14 protein-coding genes are annotated in these 14849 nt (G+C 59.7%); 4 read left to right on the top strand and 10 right to left on the bottom strand.

The features are described from left to right. Positions 1 to 9 precede the first annotated feature (9 nt). The 5 genes from ACR0J8_RS16340 to ACR0J8_RS16320 all read right to left on the bottom strand — a co-directional run bounded on the left by ACR0J8_RS16340 (position 10) and on the right by ACR0J8_RS16320 (position 5035). Entirely contained in the window at positions 10 to 2904 is a 2895-nt protein-coding gene (locus tag ACR0J8_RS16340; RefSeq protein ID WP_170806187.1) for a formate dehydrogenase subunit alpha, read from the bottom strand. 130 nt (positions 2905 to 3034) lie between these two features. Next, on the bottom strand, positions 3035 to 3223 hold the full coding sequence (locus tag ACR0J8_RS16335) for a ubiquinol-cytochrome c reductase iron-sulfur subunit N-terminal domain-containing protein (RefSeq protein ID WP_170676697.1): 189 nt from the start codon (positions 3221 to 3223) through the stop codon (positions 3035 to 3037). Positions 3224 to 3283: 60 nt separating this feature from the next. Next, on the bottom strand, positions 3284 to 3895 hold the full coding sequence (locus ACR0J8_RS16330) for a TorD/DmsD family molecular chaperone (RefSeq protein ID WP_480525989.1): 612 nt from the start codon (positions 3893 to 3895) through the stop codon (positions 3284 to 3286). Between the two features lie 4 nt (positions 3896 to 3899). Beyond that, the gene (locus ACR0J8_RS16325) at positions 3900 to 4484 is read right to left on the bottom strand and encodes a DUF3306 domain-containing protein (RefSeq protein ID WP_480891174.1); all 585 of its coding nucleotides are present in this window, start codon (positions 4482 to 4484) and stop codon (positions 3900 to 3902) included. Then, entirely contained in the window at positions 4481 to 5035 is a 555-nt protein-coding gene (locus tag ACR0J8_RS16320) for a DUF3305 domain-containing protein (protein WP_480891173.1), read from the bottom strand. Before ACR0J8_RS16320 ends, ACR0J8_RS16325 begins: the two co-directional genes overlap by 4 nt. A gap of 268 nt (positions 5036 to 5303) precedes the next feature. Between ACR0J8_RS16320 and ACR0J8_RS16315 the strand changes: the two genes are divergently transcribed. After that, positions 5304 to 7259 (top strand): 4Fe-4S binding protein, encoded by a 1956-nt coding sequence (locus ACR0J8_RS16315; RefSeq protein ID WP_480891170.1) that lies wholly within the window; start codon positions 5304 to 5306, stop codon positions 7257 to 7259. Here the strand turns inward: ACR0J8_RS16315 and ACR0J8_RS16310 are convergent. Then, positions 7253 to 7981 (bottom strand): hypothetical protein, encoded by a 729-nt coding sequence (locus tag ACR0J8_RS16310; protein WP_480525997.1) that lies wholly within the window; start codon positions 7979 to 7981, stop codon positions 7253 to 7255. The two genes, ACR0J8_RS16315 and ACR0J8_RS16310, sit on opposite strands and share 7 nt — an antisense overlap. A 112-nt stretch (positions 7982 to 8093) precedes the next feature. On the opposite strand from ACR0J8_RS16310, the gene ACR0J8_RS16305 reads away from it, so the two are divergent. Genes ACR0J8_RS16305 through ACR0J8_RS16295 form a run of 3 tightly spaced genes read left to right on the top strand, consistent with a single transcriptional unit; the run spans position 8094 to position 10326 of the window. Beyond that, entirely contained in the window at positions 8094 to 9155 is a 1062-nt protein-coding gene (locus ACR0J8_RS16305) for an Mrp/NBP35 family ATP-binding protein (protein WP_480525999.1), read from the top strand. Beyond that, on the top strand, positions 9152 to 9847 hold the full coding sequence (locus ACR0J8_RS16300; RefSeq protein ID WP_480526000.1) for a biotin/lipoate--protein ligase family protein: 696 nt from the start codon (positions 9152 to 9154) through the stop codon (positions 9845 to 9847). Before ACR0J8_RS16305 ends, ACR0J8_RS16300 begins: the two co-directional genes overlap by 4 nt. Beyond that, positions 9847 to 10326 carry a DUF6505 family protein gene (locus ACR0J8_RS16295; protein ID WP_480526002.1) on the top strand — a complete coding sequence of 160 codons (480 nt, stop codon included), beginning with the start codon at positions 9847 to 9849 and terminating at the stop codon, positions 10324 to 10326. The genes ACR0J8_RS16300 and ACR0J8_RS16295 overlap by 1 nt, the downstream gene beginning before the upstream one ends. A 3-nt stretch (positions 10327 to 10329) precedes the next feature. Here ACR0J8_RS16295 and ACR0J8_RS16290 read toward each other — a convergent pair whose 3' ends face one another. The 4 genes from ACR0J8_RS16290 to ACR0J8_RS16275 all read right to left on the bottom strand — a co-directional run bounded on the left by ACR0J8_RS16290 (position 10330) and on the right by ACR0J8_RS16275 (position 14769). Beyond that, positions 10330 to 10830, bottom strand: a complete 501-nt coding sequence (locus tag ACR0J8_RS16290; RefSeq protein WP_480526004.1) for a flavin reductase family protein — start codon at positions 10828 to 10830, stop codon at positions 10330 to 10332. Between the two features lie 88 nt (positions 10831 to 10918). Beyond that, positions 10919 to 12331 (bottom strand): 3'-5' exonuclease, encoded by a 1413-nt coding sequence (locus tag ACR0J8_RS16285; RefSeq protein WP_480891165.1) that lies wholly within the window; start codon positions 12329 to 12331, stop codon positions 10919 to 10921. A 2-nt stretch (positions 12332 to 12333) separates the two neighbouring features. Then, the gene (locus tag ACR0J8_RS16280; protein ID WP_480526008.1) at positions 12334 to 12852 is read right to left on the bottom strand and encodes a hypothetical protein; all 519 of its coding nucleotides are present in this window, start codon (positions 12850 to 12852) and stop codon (positions 12334 to 12336) included. Positions 12853 to 12945: 93 nt separating this feature from the next. Further along, positions 12946 to 14769, bottom strand: coding sequence for a DUF294 nucleotidyltransferase-like domain-containing protein (locus ACR0J8_RS16275; RefSeq protein ID WP_480891162.1), 1824 nt, complete (start codon positions 14767 to 14769; stop codon positions 12946 to 12948). Positions 14770 to 14849: the final 80 nt, after the last annotated feature.

Genomic DNA, 14849 nt, shown 5'->3' with positions numbered 1-14849 from the left:
TCGTCCTCCTTACGCTGCCCAGATCTTGCAGAGAGTACACTTGGTCTCCTGCATCTGGGTCACTGAATCATAGCCATAGGTCTGGGCGGTGTTGGAACTTTCACCCAAGACATAGGGATCGGCACCAGCAGGGTATTTCGCCCTGAGGTCTTCGCCCTGGAAATGGCCGCCGAAGTGGAAAGGCATGAAGGCCACGCCGGCACCGACTCTGTTGGTCAGCATCGCCATAACCTTGACCTTGCCACCTTCGGGACCTTCGACCCAGACCTGTGATCCGTCACGAATACCAAGGTTGTTGGCATCGCGCGGATTGATCTCGACGAACATGTCCTGCTGCAGCTCGGCCAGCCACGGATTCGACCGCGTCTCATCACCGCCGCCTTCATATTCGACAAGACGACCTGACGTCAGGATTATCGGGTAATCCTTTGAAAAGTCGTTCTTCTGGATCGAAGCATAAAGGGTGGGCAGGCGATAGGCATGCCGGTCTTCGTAGGTTGGATAGTCCTCCACCAGATCGCGCCGGTTCGTATAGAGTGGCTCGCGATGCAGCGGGATCGGATCCGGGAAGGTCCAGACGACAGCGCGGGCCTTGGCGTTCCCGAAGGGCGCACAGCCATGAGCGATCGCGACCCGCTGGATACCGCCGGACAGGTCGGTCTTCCAGTTGGTCTCTGGTCCCGCAACGGCGTCGATAGCCGCGCGTTCCTCAGCGGTGAGGTCACCGTCCCAGCCAAGGTCCATCAGCATCTGCATCGTGAACTCGGGATAACCGTCCTGGATTTCCGATCCAACGCTATAGACACCTTCGGCCAGCAGGTTATCGCCGTCGCGTTCTACGCCAAAACGGGCGCGGAAGGTCAGGCCGCCTTCGGCCACCGGTTTGGACATATCATACAGGTTCGGTGTCCCCGTATGACCCATTTCCGGTGTTCCCCAGCAGGGCCAGGGCAGGCCATAGTACTCGCCGTCGTTGGGTCCGCCAATGGCTTGCAGCGTGGTTCTGTCGAACGTGTGCTGGTTGGCCATATGGCTTTTCAGACGTTCCGGCGACTGACCGGTGTAGCCGATGGTCCAGAGGCCCGAGTTGAACTCACGGGTGATGCTTTCAACATTCGGCGTTTCCGGGTCTTCCATCTCGATATTGCGGAAGAACCGATCCGCCCAGCCGAACTTGTTGGCGAACTTGGCCATGATGACCTCGTCCGGAAGGCTTTCGAACAGCGGATCAACCACCTTGTCGCGCCACTGCAGCGAACGGTTCGACGCCGTGACCGAGCCACGGGTTTCGAACTGCGTGCAGGCGGGCAACAGGTAGACCCCATCGGTGCGGTCATGCAGAACGGCCGAGACGGTGGGATACGGGTCGATCACGACCAGCATGTCCAACTTCTCCATCGCCGTTTTCATCTCCGGGCCTCGCGTTTGCGAGTTCGGAGCGTGACCCCACAGAACCATGGCACGGACGTTGTTGTCCTGATCCATGTTCGCCGGGTCTTCCAAGACACCGTCGATCCAGCGGGAGACCGGGATGCCACGTTCGTTCTGAAGTGGTTTGTCCTTGCCTTCCTTGTCCTTGATCGTGGCGAACTGGCCAGCCAGCCATTCCGGTTCTTCACCCCAGACGCGGGCCCAATGGCCCCAGGCGCCGGCTGACAGGCCATAGTAGCCGGGCAGGGTGTGTGACAGAACACCCAGGTCCGTCGCGCCCTGCACGTTGTCATGGCCGCGGAAGATGTTGGTCCCACCACCCGAGGTGCCCATGTTACCCAAGGCAAGCTGCAACACGCAGTATGCGCGTGTGTTGTTGTTGCCGTTGGTGTGCTGCGTACCGCCCATGCACCAGATCACGGTGCCGGGACGGTTGTTGGCCATGGTCCGCGCAACGCGCTTCAACTGCGAGCCCGGAGTACCGGTGACGCGCTCGACCTCATCCGGGTTCCACTTGGCAACCTCTTCACGGATCTGGTCCATGCCCCAGACACGGGTGCGGATGAACTCTTTGTCTTCCCAGCCGTTGTCGAATATGTGCCACAGGATACCCCAGATCAGCGCAACGTCTGTGCCGGGGCGGAAGCGGACATATTCATCTGCATGCGCCGCGGTGCGCGTAAAGCGCGGGTCGCAGACGATCAGCGGCGCGTTGTTCTGCTCTTTCGCGCGCAGAACGTGCAGCAGCGAGACTGGGTGCGCCTCGGCCGGGTTGCCGCCGATGATGAAGATGGCCCGGGAATTATGGATGTCGTTATACGAATTGGTCATGGCGCCGTAGCCCCATGTATTCGCAACACCCGCAACAGTGGTTGAGTGGCAGATACGGGCCTGATGGTCCACGTTGTTCGTGCCCCAGTAGGCGGCGAACTTGCGGAACAGATAGGCCTGTTCGTTGTTATGCTTCGCGGACCCCAGCCAGTACACGCTGTCCGGCCCGGATTCCTCGCGGATGCTCATCATGCCGTCGCCGATCTCGTTGATCGCTTCTTCCCAGCTGATGCGCTTCCACTCGCCGCCTTCCTTTTTCATTGGATACTTGAGGCGACGCTCGCCATGGGCATGCTCGCGGACCGAGGCCCCCTTGGCGCAGTGCGCACCCAAGTTGAACGGGCTGTCCCAACCGGGTTCTTGCCCGATCCAGACACCGTTCTGCACTTCGGCGACGACTGTACAGCCGACCGAACAGTGGGTGCATACGGATTTGATATTCTCAACGGCCTGGTTTGCCGCTGTCTGGGCGCTGGCTGGCGTCACGGTTCCACCCGTGGCGCTGATCGCGGCAAGGCCGCCGATCGTCAGGCCCGAGCCACGCAGGAATGCGCGGCGATCGACGGTTTTTTCGCCGACCTGGGACAGGATACTTGTCCGCTGGGGGCGTCTCGCAACCCCGTTGGTCTTTTTCCTAAGCATTGTTTTCCTCCCTTGCTGGCCATGTGAGCCATGGCTGGCTTGGTACTGCTGAAGCCGACGTCAGGGCCAATCGCAACCGTCAGTCGGGTGTGACGTCGTCCGGATCAGACCCGGGCGCTGTCGTCGCGGCTCAGAAGCGCGCGCTTTTCAAGTATGCGCGCGTATGCGCTGTGTCCTGAATCCGGGTCTCGTCCGTCGGCAGCTCGGCTGCCTCGGCTTTCCCGGTCAAGCTGGCGGCGGCAACGGCAGCGGGTGCTGCGGTACCAGCCAGTTTCAGGAAATCGCGGCGTGTGGCGCCGTCTTCCTTGGTCTTGCTCATGGGCTCCTCCTTCCCAATTGCGATTTAGCGCCGTTTGGGGCGCTGGCGAATGGCAGCAAGCTACGCCGCCATCATCCGGAAAGCCTCCCGCTCGATCTCCATGAAAATCCGGCCGGCTGTCCCGACCGAGGCATAGAGAACCGAAGCTTCGGCGGCTTCGAGATCCGAATAGAAATGCATGGCCCATGGGCCGATGTGCTTGTTCCAGAACACCTTCTGGTCCTCCAGCGTGGCGGGCGCGCCAAAGCGTCCGACAATCATGCCCGCCATCATCTCCATCAGCGACGCGATGTTGTCTTCGGGTTCAAACACATTTTGCGCCCGCGTAATCCCACGCGCTGCCATGTCGTTGCGCAAATGGGCCAGTGGTTTTTCGTTCAGGAAACCTGTCAGATAGAAGCTGGCATAAGGCAGCAACTCGCCCCGACCCAACCCGATGAACAGCGCATTGAACTCCCGTTCCGCCGCTGCGGGTTTGGTGACTTTGGCAACCCTTGCCATGGCCTGAATGGCCTTGCCCAGTTCAGTGTCGTCGCCACCCAATCCGGCCATCTGATCCAGCAGCAACTGATCCGGCGGGCCCGCCAACAGCAGACCAAGAAAGTTGTAGAAATCCGCGCGCAGTCGGTCTTCGGCCGAGACATCCAGGTTTTGCGCGTTGCTTGCGGTCATTGGGTTATCCTTCGAATTCAAACGTCATACGGCGCGGGGCAGGGGTTAGTTCGGCATCGTCGGGCGTATCGCTTTGTGCGATCTGCACAGGTTCCGGTCGCGTGTCGTCATCGAATGCGGGTTCGTCCCGGACCTCGGTGATCACCTCGTTCTCGCCTTCGGGTGGACGTTCTTCTTCTTCATCATCTTCGGCGGCCAGCGCCTCGACATGGGCCAGCATACCTTTGCCGACCTGATAGGCCGTCTGAATATTCTCGATGACGCATGCGGCGTCCGTATAGTCCTCACCGTAGTCGACCAGCCCGTCCACATTGGCCAGAACCGGATTCAATCGCCACAGGCGTCGCAATGCACGTCGGCGGAGGCGGTCGGGGACGGCCTGGGCCATGAACCCTGAAATGTCGTCACCGGGTTTCAGATCATCCGGGTCCGGCAGATCGAATGCGGCAAGAATCTCCGCATCTGACTTATCTTCCAGCTCTGCCTGCTGTTCTGCCACTTTCTGCGCTTCGGACGAGATGCGTTCAGCCTCGGCTTCAGCCTGAACGGCAGCCTTGCGGCGGGACCAGAAATCGCGCACTTCCGTCATTGCACGATCCTCCGCGGCGCACGATACACGTCCGAGGCCTGCCGAATGCGCGCATCCCCTTTTCCATCTTCCACCAGATCGGTCCGTTTCTTGTCGCGGCGGCGTTTGACGAACACCTCATCCCGGTGATGTTGCAGCGTAAAGTCGCGCACCCACGCAATCAGACCCTCGCTCATGGGGATTTTTTCGACGATCTCTTCTCCGGTATCTGCATAGTCCTGACCTTCAAAAGGAGAAGCCGTGATCAGAACCGCATTCAACGGATGATCTCCGTCAAGCTCGTCCCGCAAGACCAGATAGACGGACGGTTGAATGTCAGACAGGTTCACCATGTAGGATTCGGTTTCGTCTGCCCAGAGCGTCAGCGGAAGGGTGGCTGCGTGGTACTCCACTGCTTCCCCCTCGCGGCGCAATTCCTTCCAATCTGCAGGTCCTGCTCCGGGCAAAGCCGCCACAGCACGCCAACTCCACCGCGCCCAACGGGTCACACCCGGTGTTTTGCGCACAACAACGCCAACCGGCATTTCGATCTGATTTGCGGCCCTGGCCACCTAATCCTCCCCGAAAGGCTCTCCCCTGCCTTCCTTGGTGTCCACTATGGTACACAATACGGCTTTTCGCCAAGCATCTTATTGGAGCGAAACATGACAATTGATCACCACAAGTCTATTTTTTAACCAATTGGTAATGAATTTTGGTGTCCGGGCGAGGTTTATGCGGGGTCGATCCGTCGAATAAACCTTTCTTTGGTGCCGTGGACGTTGCCTCACTGCGCATACGGCTTAATGTGCTGAGGGTGGGAAAGCGATGGGGATGGACATGGCCATAAAGATGCTGCTTTGCGATTGCGCGAGAACCCAGTCGCTGGATGCGGATAAGGTGGCCTCGGCCTGCGATGTGTCGTGTTCCAAAATTCACAGCGCGCTGTGCACGCGGGAACTGGAAGCCGCCGCCTCTGCGCTGAAAGGCGACGATACGACAATCATAGCCTGCGGGCAGGAGCAGGACGTGTTTCGTGACCTTGCCGACGATCTGGGTGTTGAAACGCCCGGCTTTGTCGATCTGCGCGATCGCGCAGGATGGTCCGAACAGGGGCAGGATGCGGCACCCAAGATGGCCGCGCTGGCCGCCGAAGCACTGCTGCCGCAACCGATCACTCCCAGCGTCGATGTCGTTAGCGAGGGTACCTGCTTTGTCATTGGACCGGGCGAGGCCGCTTTTGCGCTGGCCGGGCGCTTGTCAGATACTTTGGCGATCACGGTGTTGGCCACCGATGACGCTGTACCGGTCTCCAGATCGTTTGACGTCGTGCATGGGGAATTGCGCACGCTGAATGGGGCGCTTGGTGCGTTCTCGCTGAAGCTGGACAGGTTGAGGCAGTTGAAACCCGGCGGGCGGGGCGCGTTCGGTTGGACCGACGCAAAGGATGGCGCGCGATCGGTCTGCGACATTGTGATCGACCTGACCGGCGGCACCCCATTTGTTCAGGCCCCGGCCAAGCGCGAAGGCTACCTGCGCGCCGATCCGCGCGATGCGCTGGCCGTCGAAAGGGTGGCGTTTGATGCGGCGCAATTGGTTGGAACGTTCGAAAAGCCGCTCTATGTTCGTCTCGATGAAACCCTTTGCGCCCATTCCCGGGCGGAACAGGTGGCTTGCACGAATTGTCTGGACATTTGTCCGACGGGTGCAATTACTCCGGCCGGAGAACACGTCGCAATAGATCCGATGATCTGCGCCGGATGCGGCGAATGTTCATCGGTTTGCCCGTCGACGGCGATCACCTACGAGGATCCGCCCCTGGCCGCTTTGCTGTCCCGGATGAATGTCCTGGCGCGCACCTACCGAAGGGCCGGAGGCATCGCTCCGCGTTTGCTGGTTCACGATGCCCATGGGGCCGAGATGATCCGGCTTGCTGCCCGGTTCGGTCGGGGCTTGCCTGCGGATGTGATCCCGCTGGAACTGAACGTGATCTCGGGCTTTGGTCATGCGGAAATGCTGGCCGGTCTGGCCCACGGTTTTGCACGAGTCGATGTCCTGCTTTCGCCAACGACCGAAAAGGACGCGCTGGACAAGGAACTGATGCTGGCGCAGGCCATTGCCGATCCCGAGTGTCTTGGTGTGATTGATGAAGCTGACCCGGATGCACTGTCTGACCGTCTTTACGATCAGCATGTCCCGCAGGCTTTGACCGATCCGGTCCTCCCCTTGGGAAATCGTCGGCAGGTCGCGCGACTGGCAGCGCAGGCGCTGAACCCTGGCGCCGATGAGCCGATCACTTTGCCACAGGGCGCGCCATATGGGGCCATTGCTGTTGATACGGATGCCTGCACGCTGTGTTTGAGCTGCGTGTCGCTGTGCCCGTCCGGCGCATTGGTCGACAACCCGGATATGCCGCAACTGAATTTCCAGCAGGACGCGTGTTTGCAGTGTGGCCTGTGTCGGACGATCTGCCCCGAAAAAGCGATTGCTCTGGTCCCGCAGCTGGACCTGAGTGACAAGGCCCTGTCTCAGCAGGTGTTGAACGAGGAAGAACCCTTTGCCTGCGTCGAGTGTGGAGCGTTGTTCGGTGTGAAGTCCACGGTCGAGCGTATTATGGACAAACTGTCGGGAAGCCATCCGATGTTTGCCTCATCCGAACAGGCGCGGATGATCCAGATGTGCGACAATTGCCGTGTAAATGCGCAGTTTCAGCACCAGGACAATCCCTTTCAATCCAGCCCAAGGCCGCGTGTTGTCACCACCGAGGACTACTTCTCGAAGCGAAAGGATCACTGATGCTGCAGTGGCGCGCCCAGATCGGCCGCGCGGATGTTCGATACGAAGGCGAGGATGGCCTCCAAGTCCTCCAGCGTGATTTCGACCGGGTGAATGGGCGAGGGCCGGGTCGGATCGAAAGGAGGTGTCAGCCCTGCGATCTGGGTGAACGAAGGGTGCGGGTTCAGCGCAAAGAAGGCTTCGAACCGCTCCGACCAGTCGGGCATGGCGCGCAGAACCGCAAAGGACGGAGTCGAGCCCAGACCGTTCATGCGGTTGCGCGGACCAATAACATGACACCTTCCGCAATGGGTAAACGACAGCTCGCGCCCGATTTCAGTGTTCGGGTTCGTTGCCTTTTCTTCTGCAGTTTCAACAGTGTCAAACTGCGTATCGAAAGGAGAGCCCTGATCCGGCACAAAGCTTTCGATCGTGCGCTTTCCAATGTCCGACAGCATCCAGTCCTCAAACCGGACCTGGCGGGGGTCATCCTGAATAAGAAGATGGTAGGTGACGCCATCCCGGGCAAAGACGGGCTTACCCGGCGGGGAGGCCGCCACAGACATTATCCCGTTTTCATCGGCGATAACCCGGATTCCGGTCTTGAGGGAAAAGCGCGGAAGAATATGTTGCAGTAGACCCGAGTCCCTCACCTGATCCGGAGCCGCAAGCCCAAGCGCCTCCTGCGATAACGAAGGGGTGGCAGACAGCGACAGGCTCAGGCACAAAAGGATGGCACGCATTCCCCAAGCCTAGCGGCGACAGGCGGATAGCGTCAAATAAACTGAAAAAGACGGAGACACATGCAATGACAGGCGATACCCACACTATGGGGCGGAACAAGGAAACAGATGCATGAGTGTTCGTGACGCGGTTCTGGCGAACCTGAAAAAGATCACAGATCCGGTTTCGGGTCAGGACATCGTCAGTGCAGGTGTGGTGCGTGCCCTGAATGTCGAAGGTGAAACCGTTCGTTTCGTGCTGGAGATCGACCCGAAACAAGCCGAGCGGATGGAGCCGGTGCGTGCCGCCGCCGAACAGGCCGCAAAGATGGTCGAGGGTGTTGAAAAAGTATCCGCGATGATGACCGCGCATTCCGAAAAGGCGCCGCCGGATTTGAAGCCGAAACCCAAGCCTTCGCAAACGGGGCCACAGCCGGTTGCGGGTGTTGACCGGATCATCGCCGTGGCATCGGGCAAGGGCGGGGTCGGTAAATCGACGGTTTCCGCCAATCTGGCCTGCGCACTGGCCGCCGAAGGTCGCCGTGTTGGACTGTTGGATGCGGATGTTTACGGGCCATCGCAGCCGCGTATGCTGGGGGTTTCCGGACGACCGGCAAGCCCTGACGGAAAAACGATCCTGCCGTTGCGCAATCACGGTGTCACCATGATGTCGATCGGCCTGATGACCAACGAAGGGCAGGCGGTCGTGTGGCGTGGTCCAATGCTGATGGGCGCGCTGCAGCAGATGATGAACCAGGTGCAATGGGGTGCACTGGATGTGCTGATCGTCGATCTGCCGCCCGGCACCGGCGACGTGCAACTGACGCTAAGCCAGAAATTCCGGGTGGATGGCGCCATCGTAGTGTCAACTCCGCAGGATGTGGCGCTGATCGACGCCCGCAAAGGCATCGACATGTTCAATCAGCTCAAAACGCCCATCGTGGGGATGATCGAGAACATGTCGACCCATATCTGCTCGAATTGCGGACATGAGGAGCATGTATTCGGACACGGCGGAGTGGCCTCCGAAGCCGCGGCGCTGGGCGTTCCGCTGCTGGGGGAAATTCCGCTGCATCTGGATATTCGCGTCGCAGCCGATGGCGGTGCGCCGATCGTGGTCAGCAAGCCAGACAGTCCGCAGGCCGAGGCGTTCCGCAAGATCGCTCGCGACATGATCGCCAAGGGCCAGGCATGACCGAGCCGGTCTTCCCCCCATTGCTGACCGGACATCCGGTTCAGGGCGGGGAAGACCCGTTTGAGCGCGCGCAGGCAATGGCTGCGCTGGGCTGTGACGCAGGCGCGGTCGTTTACAATATTCAGGAAGACCGTCTGCGGGTTGCGATTGTCTTCGCGCCCGAGGTGCCGCTGCTGGACGCAATGGCAATGCTTCCGTTGTGCGCGGTGGGTTTTCAGAACGCTTTGGGCGCGCTGGCCCCGCCCGAGGTTGCCGTACATCTGGGCTGGGACGGTTTGGTCTGCGTGAACGGGGCCCGGTGTGGACAGTTCCGGGCCGCTGCTTCTGCCAATAGTTCGGAAGAAGTCCCTGACTGGTTGGTGATAGGGTGGGAACTAGCCTTGTTGCAGACAAGCGATGCACCCGGGGAAAATCCTGATGTCACCGCGCTGTATGACGAAGGCTGTGCCGAAGTCGGCCCGGTGCAGTTGGTCGAAAGCTGGTCGCGTCACATGCTGACATGGCTCAATCGCTGGCAAGAGGACGGCAACGGCTCGTTGCACGCAGAATGGATGGGACTTCTGCGCGGCGTGGGTGAGTCGATTGAAGAACAGGGCGTGTTCCTTGGCACGGATGAAAGGTTCGGTATGCTGATCCGCAAGGGTTCGGACACTCAACTGCGCCCACTGACTGAGTTGCTGGAGGCATCCTGATGAAATTGGCCCGTGCCATTCACTTTGACGAAAGTGACATGAATGTCTTTCAGTCGCCTGCGCGCACCGGTGAATGGTGCATTTCGGGCGGGTTCGAGTTTTCGAACTGGGGGTCGGCTGATCTGGCAGGCAAGGCGCGGCAGGCCTTTGCCAACGGCTGGCTGGGGCTTGAGACATTCGGACGGGTGACATTCGTCGCCGTTACCAAGGTCGAACCATCCGAACTTGAACAGATCGCGCAGAGCCTCGCGGATCATTTCGTTCGTTTCTACGGAGCCCCGTCAATCGATGCAGCCCTGGGCGTTGCACAGGCCGAAATTGACCATATGTCCGGCCTGTGTGAAGAGCACGCGCCCAACACGCTGCTTACCGTTGCACGCGAGCTGACCGATTCAAGTGTTCATGAAGCGTTTCGCGTCATCGTTCCCCAAGATGCTGAACTTGAGGCGCTTGCCGTTCATGGGTCTCTGGACGAATAGCGTTCAGATCGTATCGACAAAACCACCGAACTGACCGCGTTTGAAAATCAGGCCCTGACCGGTCCGGTACATCGCGGTTTCGACGCGGCCCACCAAGATCAGGTGATCGCCCGCTTCGTGCCGGTCATGCAGATGGCAATCAAACCGCGCCAGACAGCCGTGCAGCTGGGGACGACCTGCAGGATCCGCGCTCCAGTCTGCGTGCGAGAAATCAAAGCCGTTTCGGGCAAACTTCAAAGCCTGATCCTGCTGCTCCTGCGCCATGACGTGGATCGAATAGTCCGTGCACGTGCTGAAGGCGTCAAAGCGGTTGGAATCCTTGGCAAGGCACCACAGAACCAGCGGGGGATCCAGCGACACCGAGGAAAAGGAATTCACGGTAATGGCGCGCGGCCCTGCGGCCTTGTTGGTCGTGATGACCGTCACACCTGTGCCGAAACAGCCCAACGCCTGGCGAAAGGCGTTGCTGTGATCCGGGCCGGGGGTGAAGGTTCTATCCGTCATTGCGCGCTCGTGTTTCAGACGCGCATCAGGTGCCATGAGCGGTCGGGTTTGTCCATGGAAAGGTGAAAATGGCGTGAATATTTACGCGTCAGTTCAGATCTTCCAGCAATCGCCCATGTTTGCGTGTTTCGACCAGAACATCGCCAAATGTCACCATCCCGCGTGCCCGAAGCATGGGCAGCATCTTGACCAGAGCCTCGGCCGTCGCGACGGCGTCGCCCAATGCCGTATGGCGCAGCGCCTCCGGGATTGTGATGTCCAGTCGCTCGCATAATGCATCCAGGGTGTGTGTGTCGCTGGCACCGAACAGCACAGCCGACAGCAGGACCGTGTCCAAAATCAGGTGGTTCCATTCCACACCCATGCGTTTCTCATGCCGGCGCATAAACGCCATATCGAACGGAGCGTTGTGGGCCACAATGACCGCATCATGAGCGAACTGATGAAAGACACGCCCAGCCTGGGCAATGTCCGGAGCCCCCTGGACCATGTGGTCGCTGACCTTGTGCACCTTGGTCGAAGCCAGAGGGATCGGAATTCCGGGGTTGACCAGCAAATCCAGATGCTCACCTTCGACGATCCGGCCCTTAACCACCCGGACTGCGCCGATCTGCACAACTTCATCCTTGTGCGGCAGCAGGCCCGTGGTCTCGGTATCGAACACCACGAAACACAGATCGGTCAGGGCGCGATGTTCGAATTCTACATCGGTGGCTCCGTCCAGCAGATCGAAATTGAAAACCAGCGGGCGGGCGGCCTCGGGCGGGATATTGGCGGCGCTGTCGTCGAAGATCAGCATGTAGCCGGGCGCATGGCCCAAGGGTTTCATACGCGCGGCATAGCTTTGGTTGCCATCAATGCTGGTCAGCGTACATGCGACCTCGAGCCCGGTCTTGCACATCTTCTCATACGCCGCTGTCAGCGGGTTCGGCTGCAGATACTCGAAAAGAGAGGCGTTCAGCCTAGGATGGGAAATCTGGGCCAAAACCTCGGCGGCCTGCGCGTCGTAGAGAACGATTTTATGGGTCGGACCAGCCAGCAGCATTGCCACCGGAATTTCCGTCAACAGCGCCGTAAGCTTCTGCTTTTCAGCCGCGAGATGAGCAGTTTCTGCAGCGACGGCTTCGGCGATATCAAGGGTTTTGTCAGTGAGCCGATCCGCAAGTCCTGCCGCTGCCGGGGCCAAATCCCCCAAATACCGCGCGGCCTGAAGGTCAAGGTCGCTGCTGACACCGGCATGCGCACGGGCGCGCAGCTCAGCCGACAAGCGCTCGATCGGTTTCGCGACATTGTCGTCAAACAACAGCCAGACGCCGACACTTAGCGCCAAAAGGCCAAAGGCGATAAGAATACCGGCAAAAACAAACGCATTGGCCAGGTCCGGGTTGCCCGTTCGTGCGTATCCGACCCACAGGGCTGCAATGCAGACGGTCAATCCGCCAAGTGCCAGCAGACAGAAGAACAGGAATACTCTCAGGCGCAGGCTCAGCCGGGTCAGCATGATCAGACCTCGCAGGTGGCTTCTATGACCGGGTCTCCGGAACCCGCCGCGATCCAGGTGGCATTCAGCAGCCGTCCGTCATCGGCGAATTCTGCACCGTCTGCCAGGTTGGCGCGGCTGTTTTCGGCGCAATTGACTGCAACGGGCAGTTTCGAAACCGGGGCCCAGCGACCGAAGAAGTATAAATCCACCAGGCGTTGCTCGGGAACCTGCGCGTTGGTGCGTACCGATACGGTATCGATCGCGGCAAAACGATCCACGAAGGGCACGGCATAGGTCCAAGGTCGATAGAAGGCGCGGCTTTCGACCACCTGCACGATTTCCATTCCTTCAGGCAAGGTTTCAAGCTGGCGCCCATACCACGAATATTCGCTGGCGATGGTCACTCCGATCATCCCGGCACCGGCGGCAACCGGCGCGGTCCAGCGGGGCAGACGGCCACCGGAAAGCTTGTTCAACAGCATTGCGATGCCTGCAAAAGCAAAACCTGCAAAAACCGTACCGATCAATTCAAGAAACATGGCTAACCTTTCTGACTCAGGCGCGTCTCGCCTCTTCTTCTTGTTCCAAATACGGTCGCCGAAAGCGATCCCATCGTACTCGTCTAACTACACTTAACCCAACATGCCCTTGCCGTGGCCTACCGCCGACTGCATCGTTTTTACCACGACAAAGGCATCGCGCAGATGACTTCGCTCAAAGTCGGACAAATCCGACGGGGGCAGGTAATTGTCGGGATCTTTCGCAGCCTTGATCTGCCGAACCTGATGTTCAAGCCGGGTTTCGGCAATCAGATCGTAGGCGTCCAGTAGATCCCGCGCACCAGCGGGGCTCAGCACGCCGCCGGCCTCGGCGGCTTTCAGGCGTGCACGTGTGTTGGCTTCGGTGAATTGCCCCTGCAGACTGTAAATCCGGGCCAGATCCACCACAGGCACGACTCCGTTGTGTTTCAGATCCAGCGTGTTTCTATGCTCGCCCGAACGGATCGTCGCAAAGCCGCGGAGCAGGCCCAATGGCGGCGTGTGCTTGAGCGAGTTGGAAATCATGTGGGCGACAAAGATTGAATTTGCGCTGGCCGCGCCGAGCGTATCTGCCTGAAGATCCGAGAACAGCTCGAACGCGCCGCCGATGGGGCGCAGGTCGAACATAACCGAGGCCAGCATCTGTGCCTCGGGGTTGGGTTTGGCGATCCAGCCCTTGAAATAGTCGCGCCAGACGCGGACTGGCTGACACCAGCGCGGGTTGGTGGCCATCATGTCGCCGGGGCAATAGAAATACCCGCAGGTGTCCAGACCGTCCGAAACAAATTTGGCCAGATCAGCAAAATATGGCATCTGCGCGTCCGTCACCTGATCATCCAACATCAGGCAGTTGTCCTGATCTGAAACACCCGTCTGTTCCTGCCGCCCTTGCGACCCGCACGCCAGCCACAGATAGGGAACGGGTGGCGGCCCAAGTTTGCCTTCGGCCAATACCAGCAAGCGCCGGGTGGCAGTATCGGCAATGTCGGTGATCAGACGGGTCACGATCTCGTGCCGGTTCCCTCCGGCAACCAACTGCACCAGAAGTTGAGGGATTTCGGCCGTCACCAGCGCCATCTCCTCGGCGGATTGGGCGCGGGCGATCCGACGCACGAGTTCGGCGGAATTGACGGCCTGATAGTGGGTCAGGTCCGTTTGCGTGACGATGCCGACAAGACGTCCGCCTTCGGAAATGGGAATGTGGCCGATGCCGCGCTCCATCATCACATGCAGAACGTCCGAGCCGATATCCGAGGGCGAAAGTGTGACCGGATTTACCGTCATGATCGACGAAACCGGCGTTGCTGCGGGCATTCCGTCTGCCACGAACTTGCTTGCAATGTCCCTAAGCGTGGCAATGCCCAGAAGGGTCTCGCCTTCGGTTACGCAAAGCGACGAGATATGCCTTTCCCGCATCAACTGCGCTGCCTTTTGAACCGGGGTGGAAGGTGGGCAAGTCGCAGGATCGCGTGCCATCAAAACGTCAATGGCGGTGGTTGCCAGACTTTGCGGAGTGGAGCGGTTGCCCCGGGTTCGGTTGAAGAATCTCGAGACCACATCATGATCGTCGATCAGTTGGCGCACCAGGGCGGGCGGCAGCAGAATCAGAACAGACGGCGTGTCCGCGCGCGCATGCGTTGCTGCCTTGCCGTCTTTCAGCAGCCCCCGCTCGCCGAAGGAGTTGCGTAGACCAAGGTGGGATACGACCGCGCCGTTTTCATCCGTGATTTCGACCTGTCCTTCGTAGATTACGAAAACACCAGGCAGGTGGGCGCCCAATGCGTAAACCGGGCTATTTGCTTCGACCTCATGAACCTCGATCTGCCGGGCAACGGCGTCCAGCGTATCCGAGGGCAAGGCGTCATAGGGGTGAACGGATTTCAGAAACCGGGTGATCTCATCATGGGACAGGGGCATAGGGTCGTCCTTGGCTTCTGAATGAAAAGCCCCGCCCGGTGGAATGCCGGGCGGGTACAGTGGATCGAAAGATGTGGTCA

It is taken from the genome of Ruegeria sp. N11 (assembly GCF_056531525.1).
This window is presented reverse-complemented; position numbering and strand designations above follow the sequence as displayed.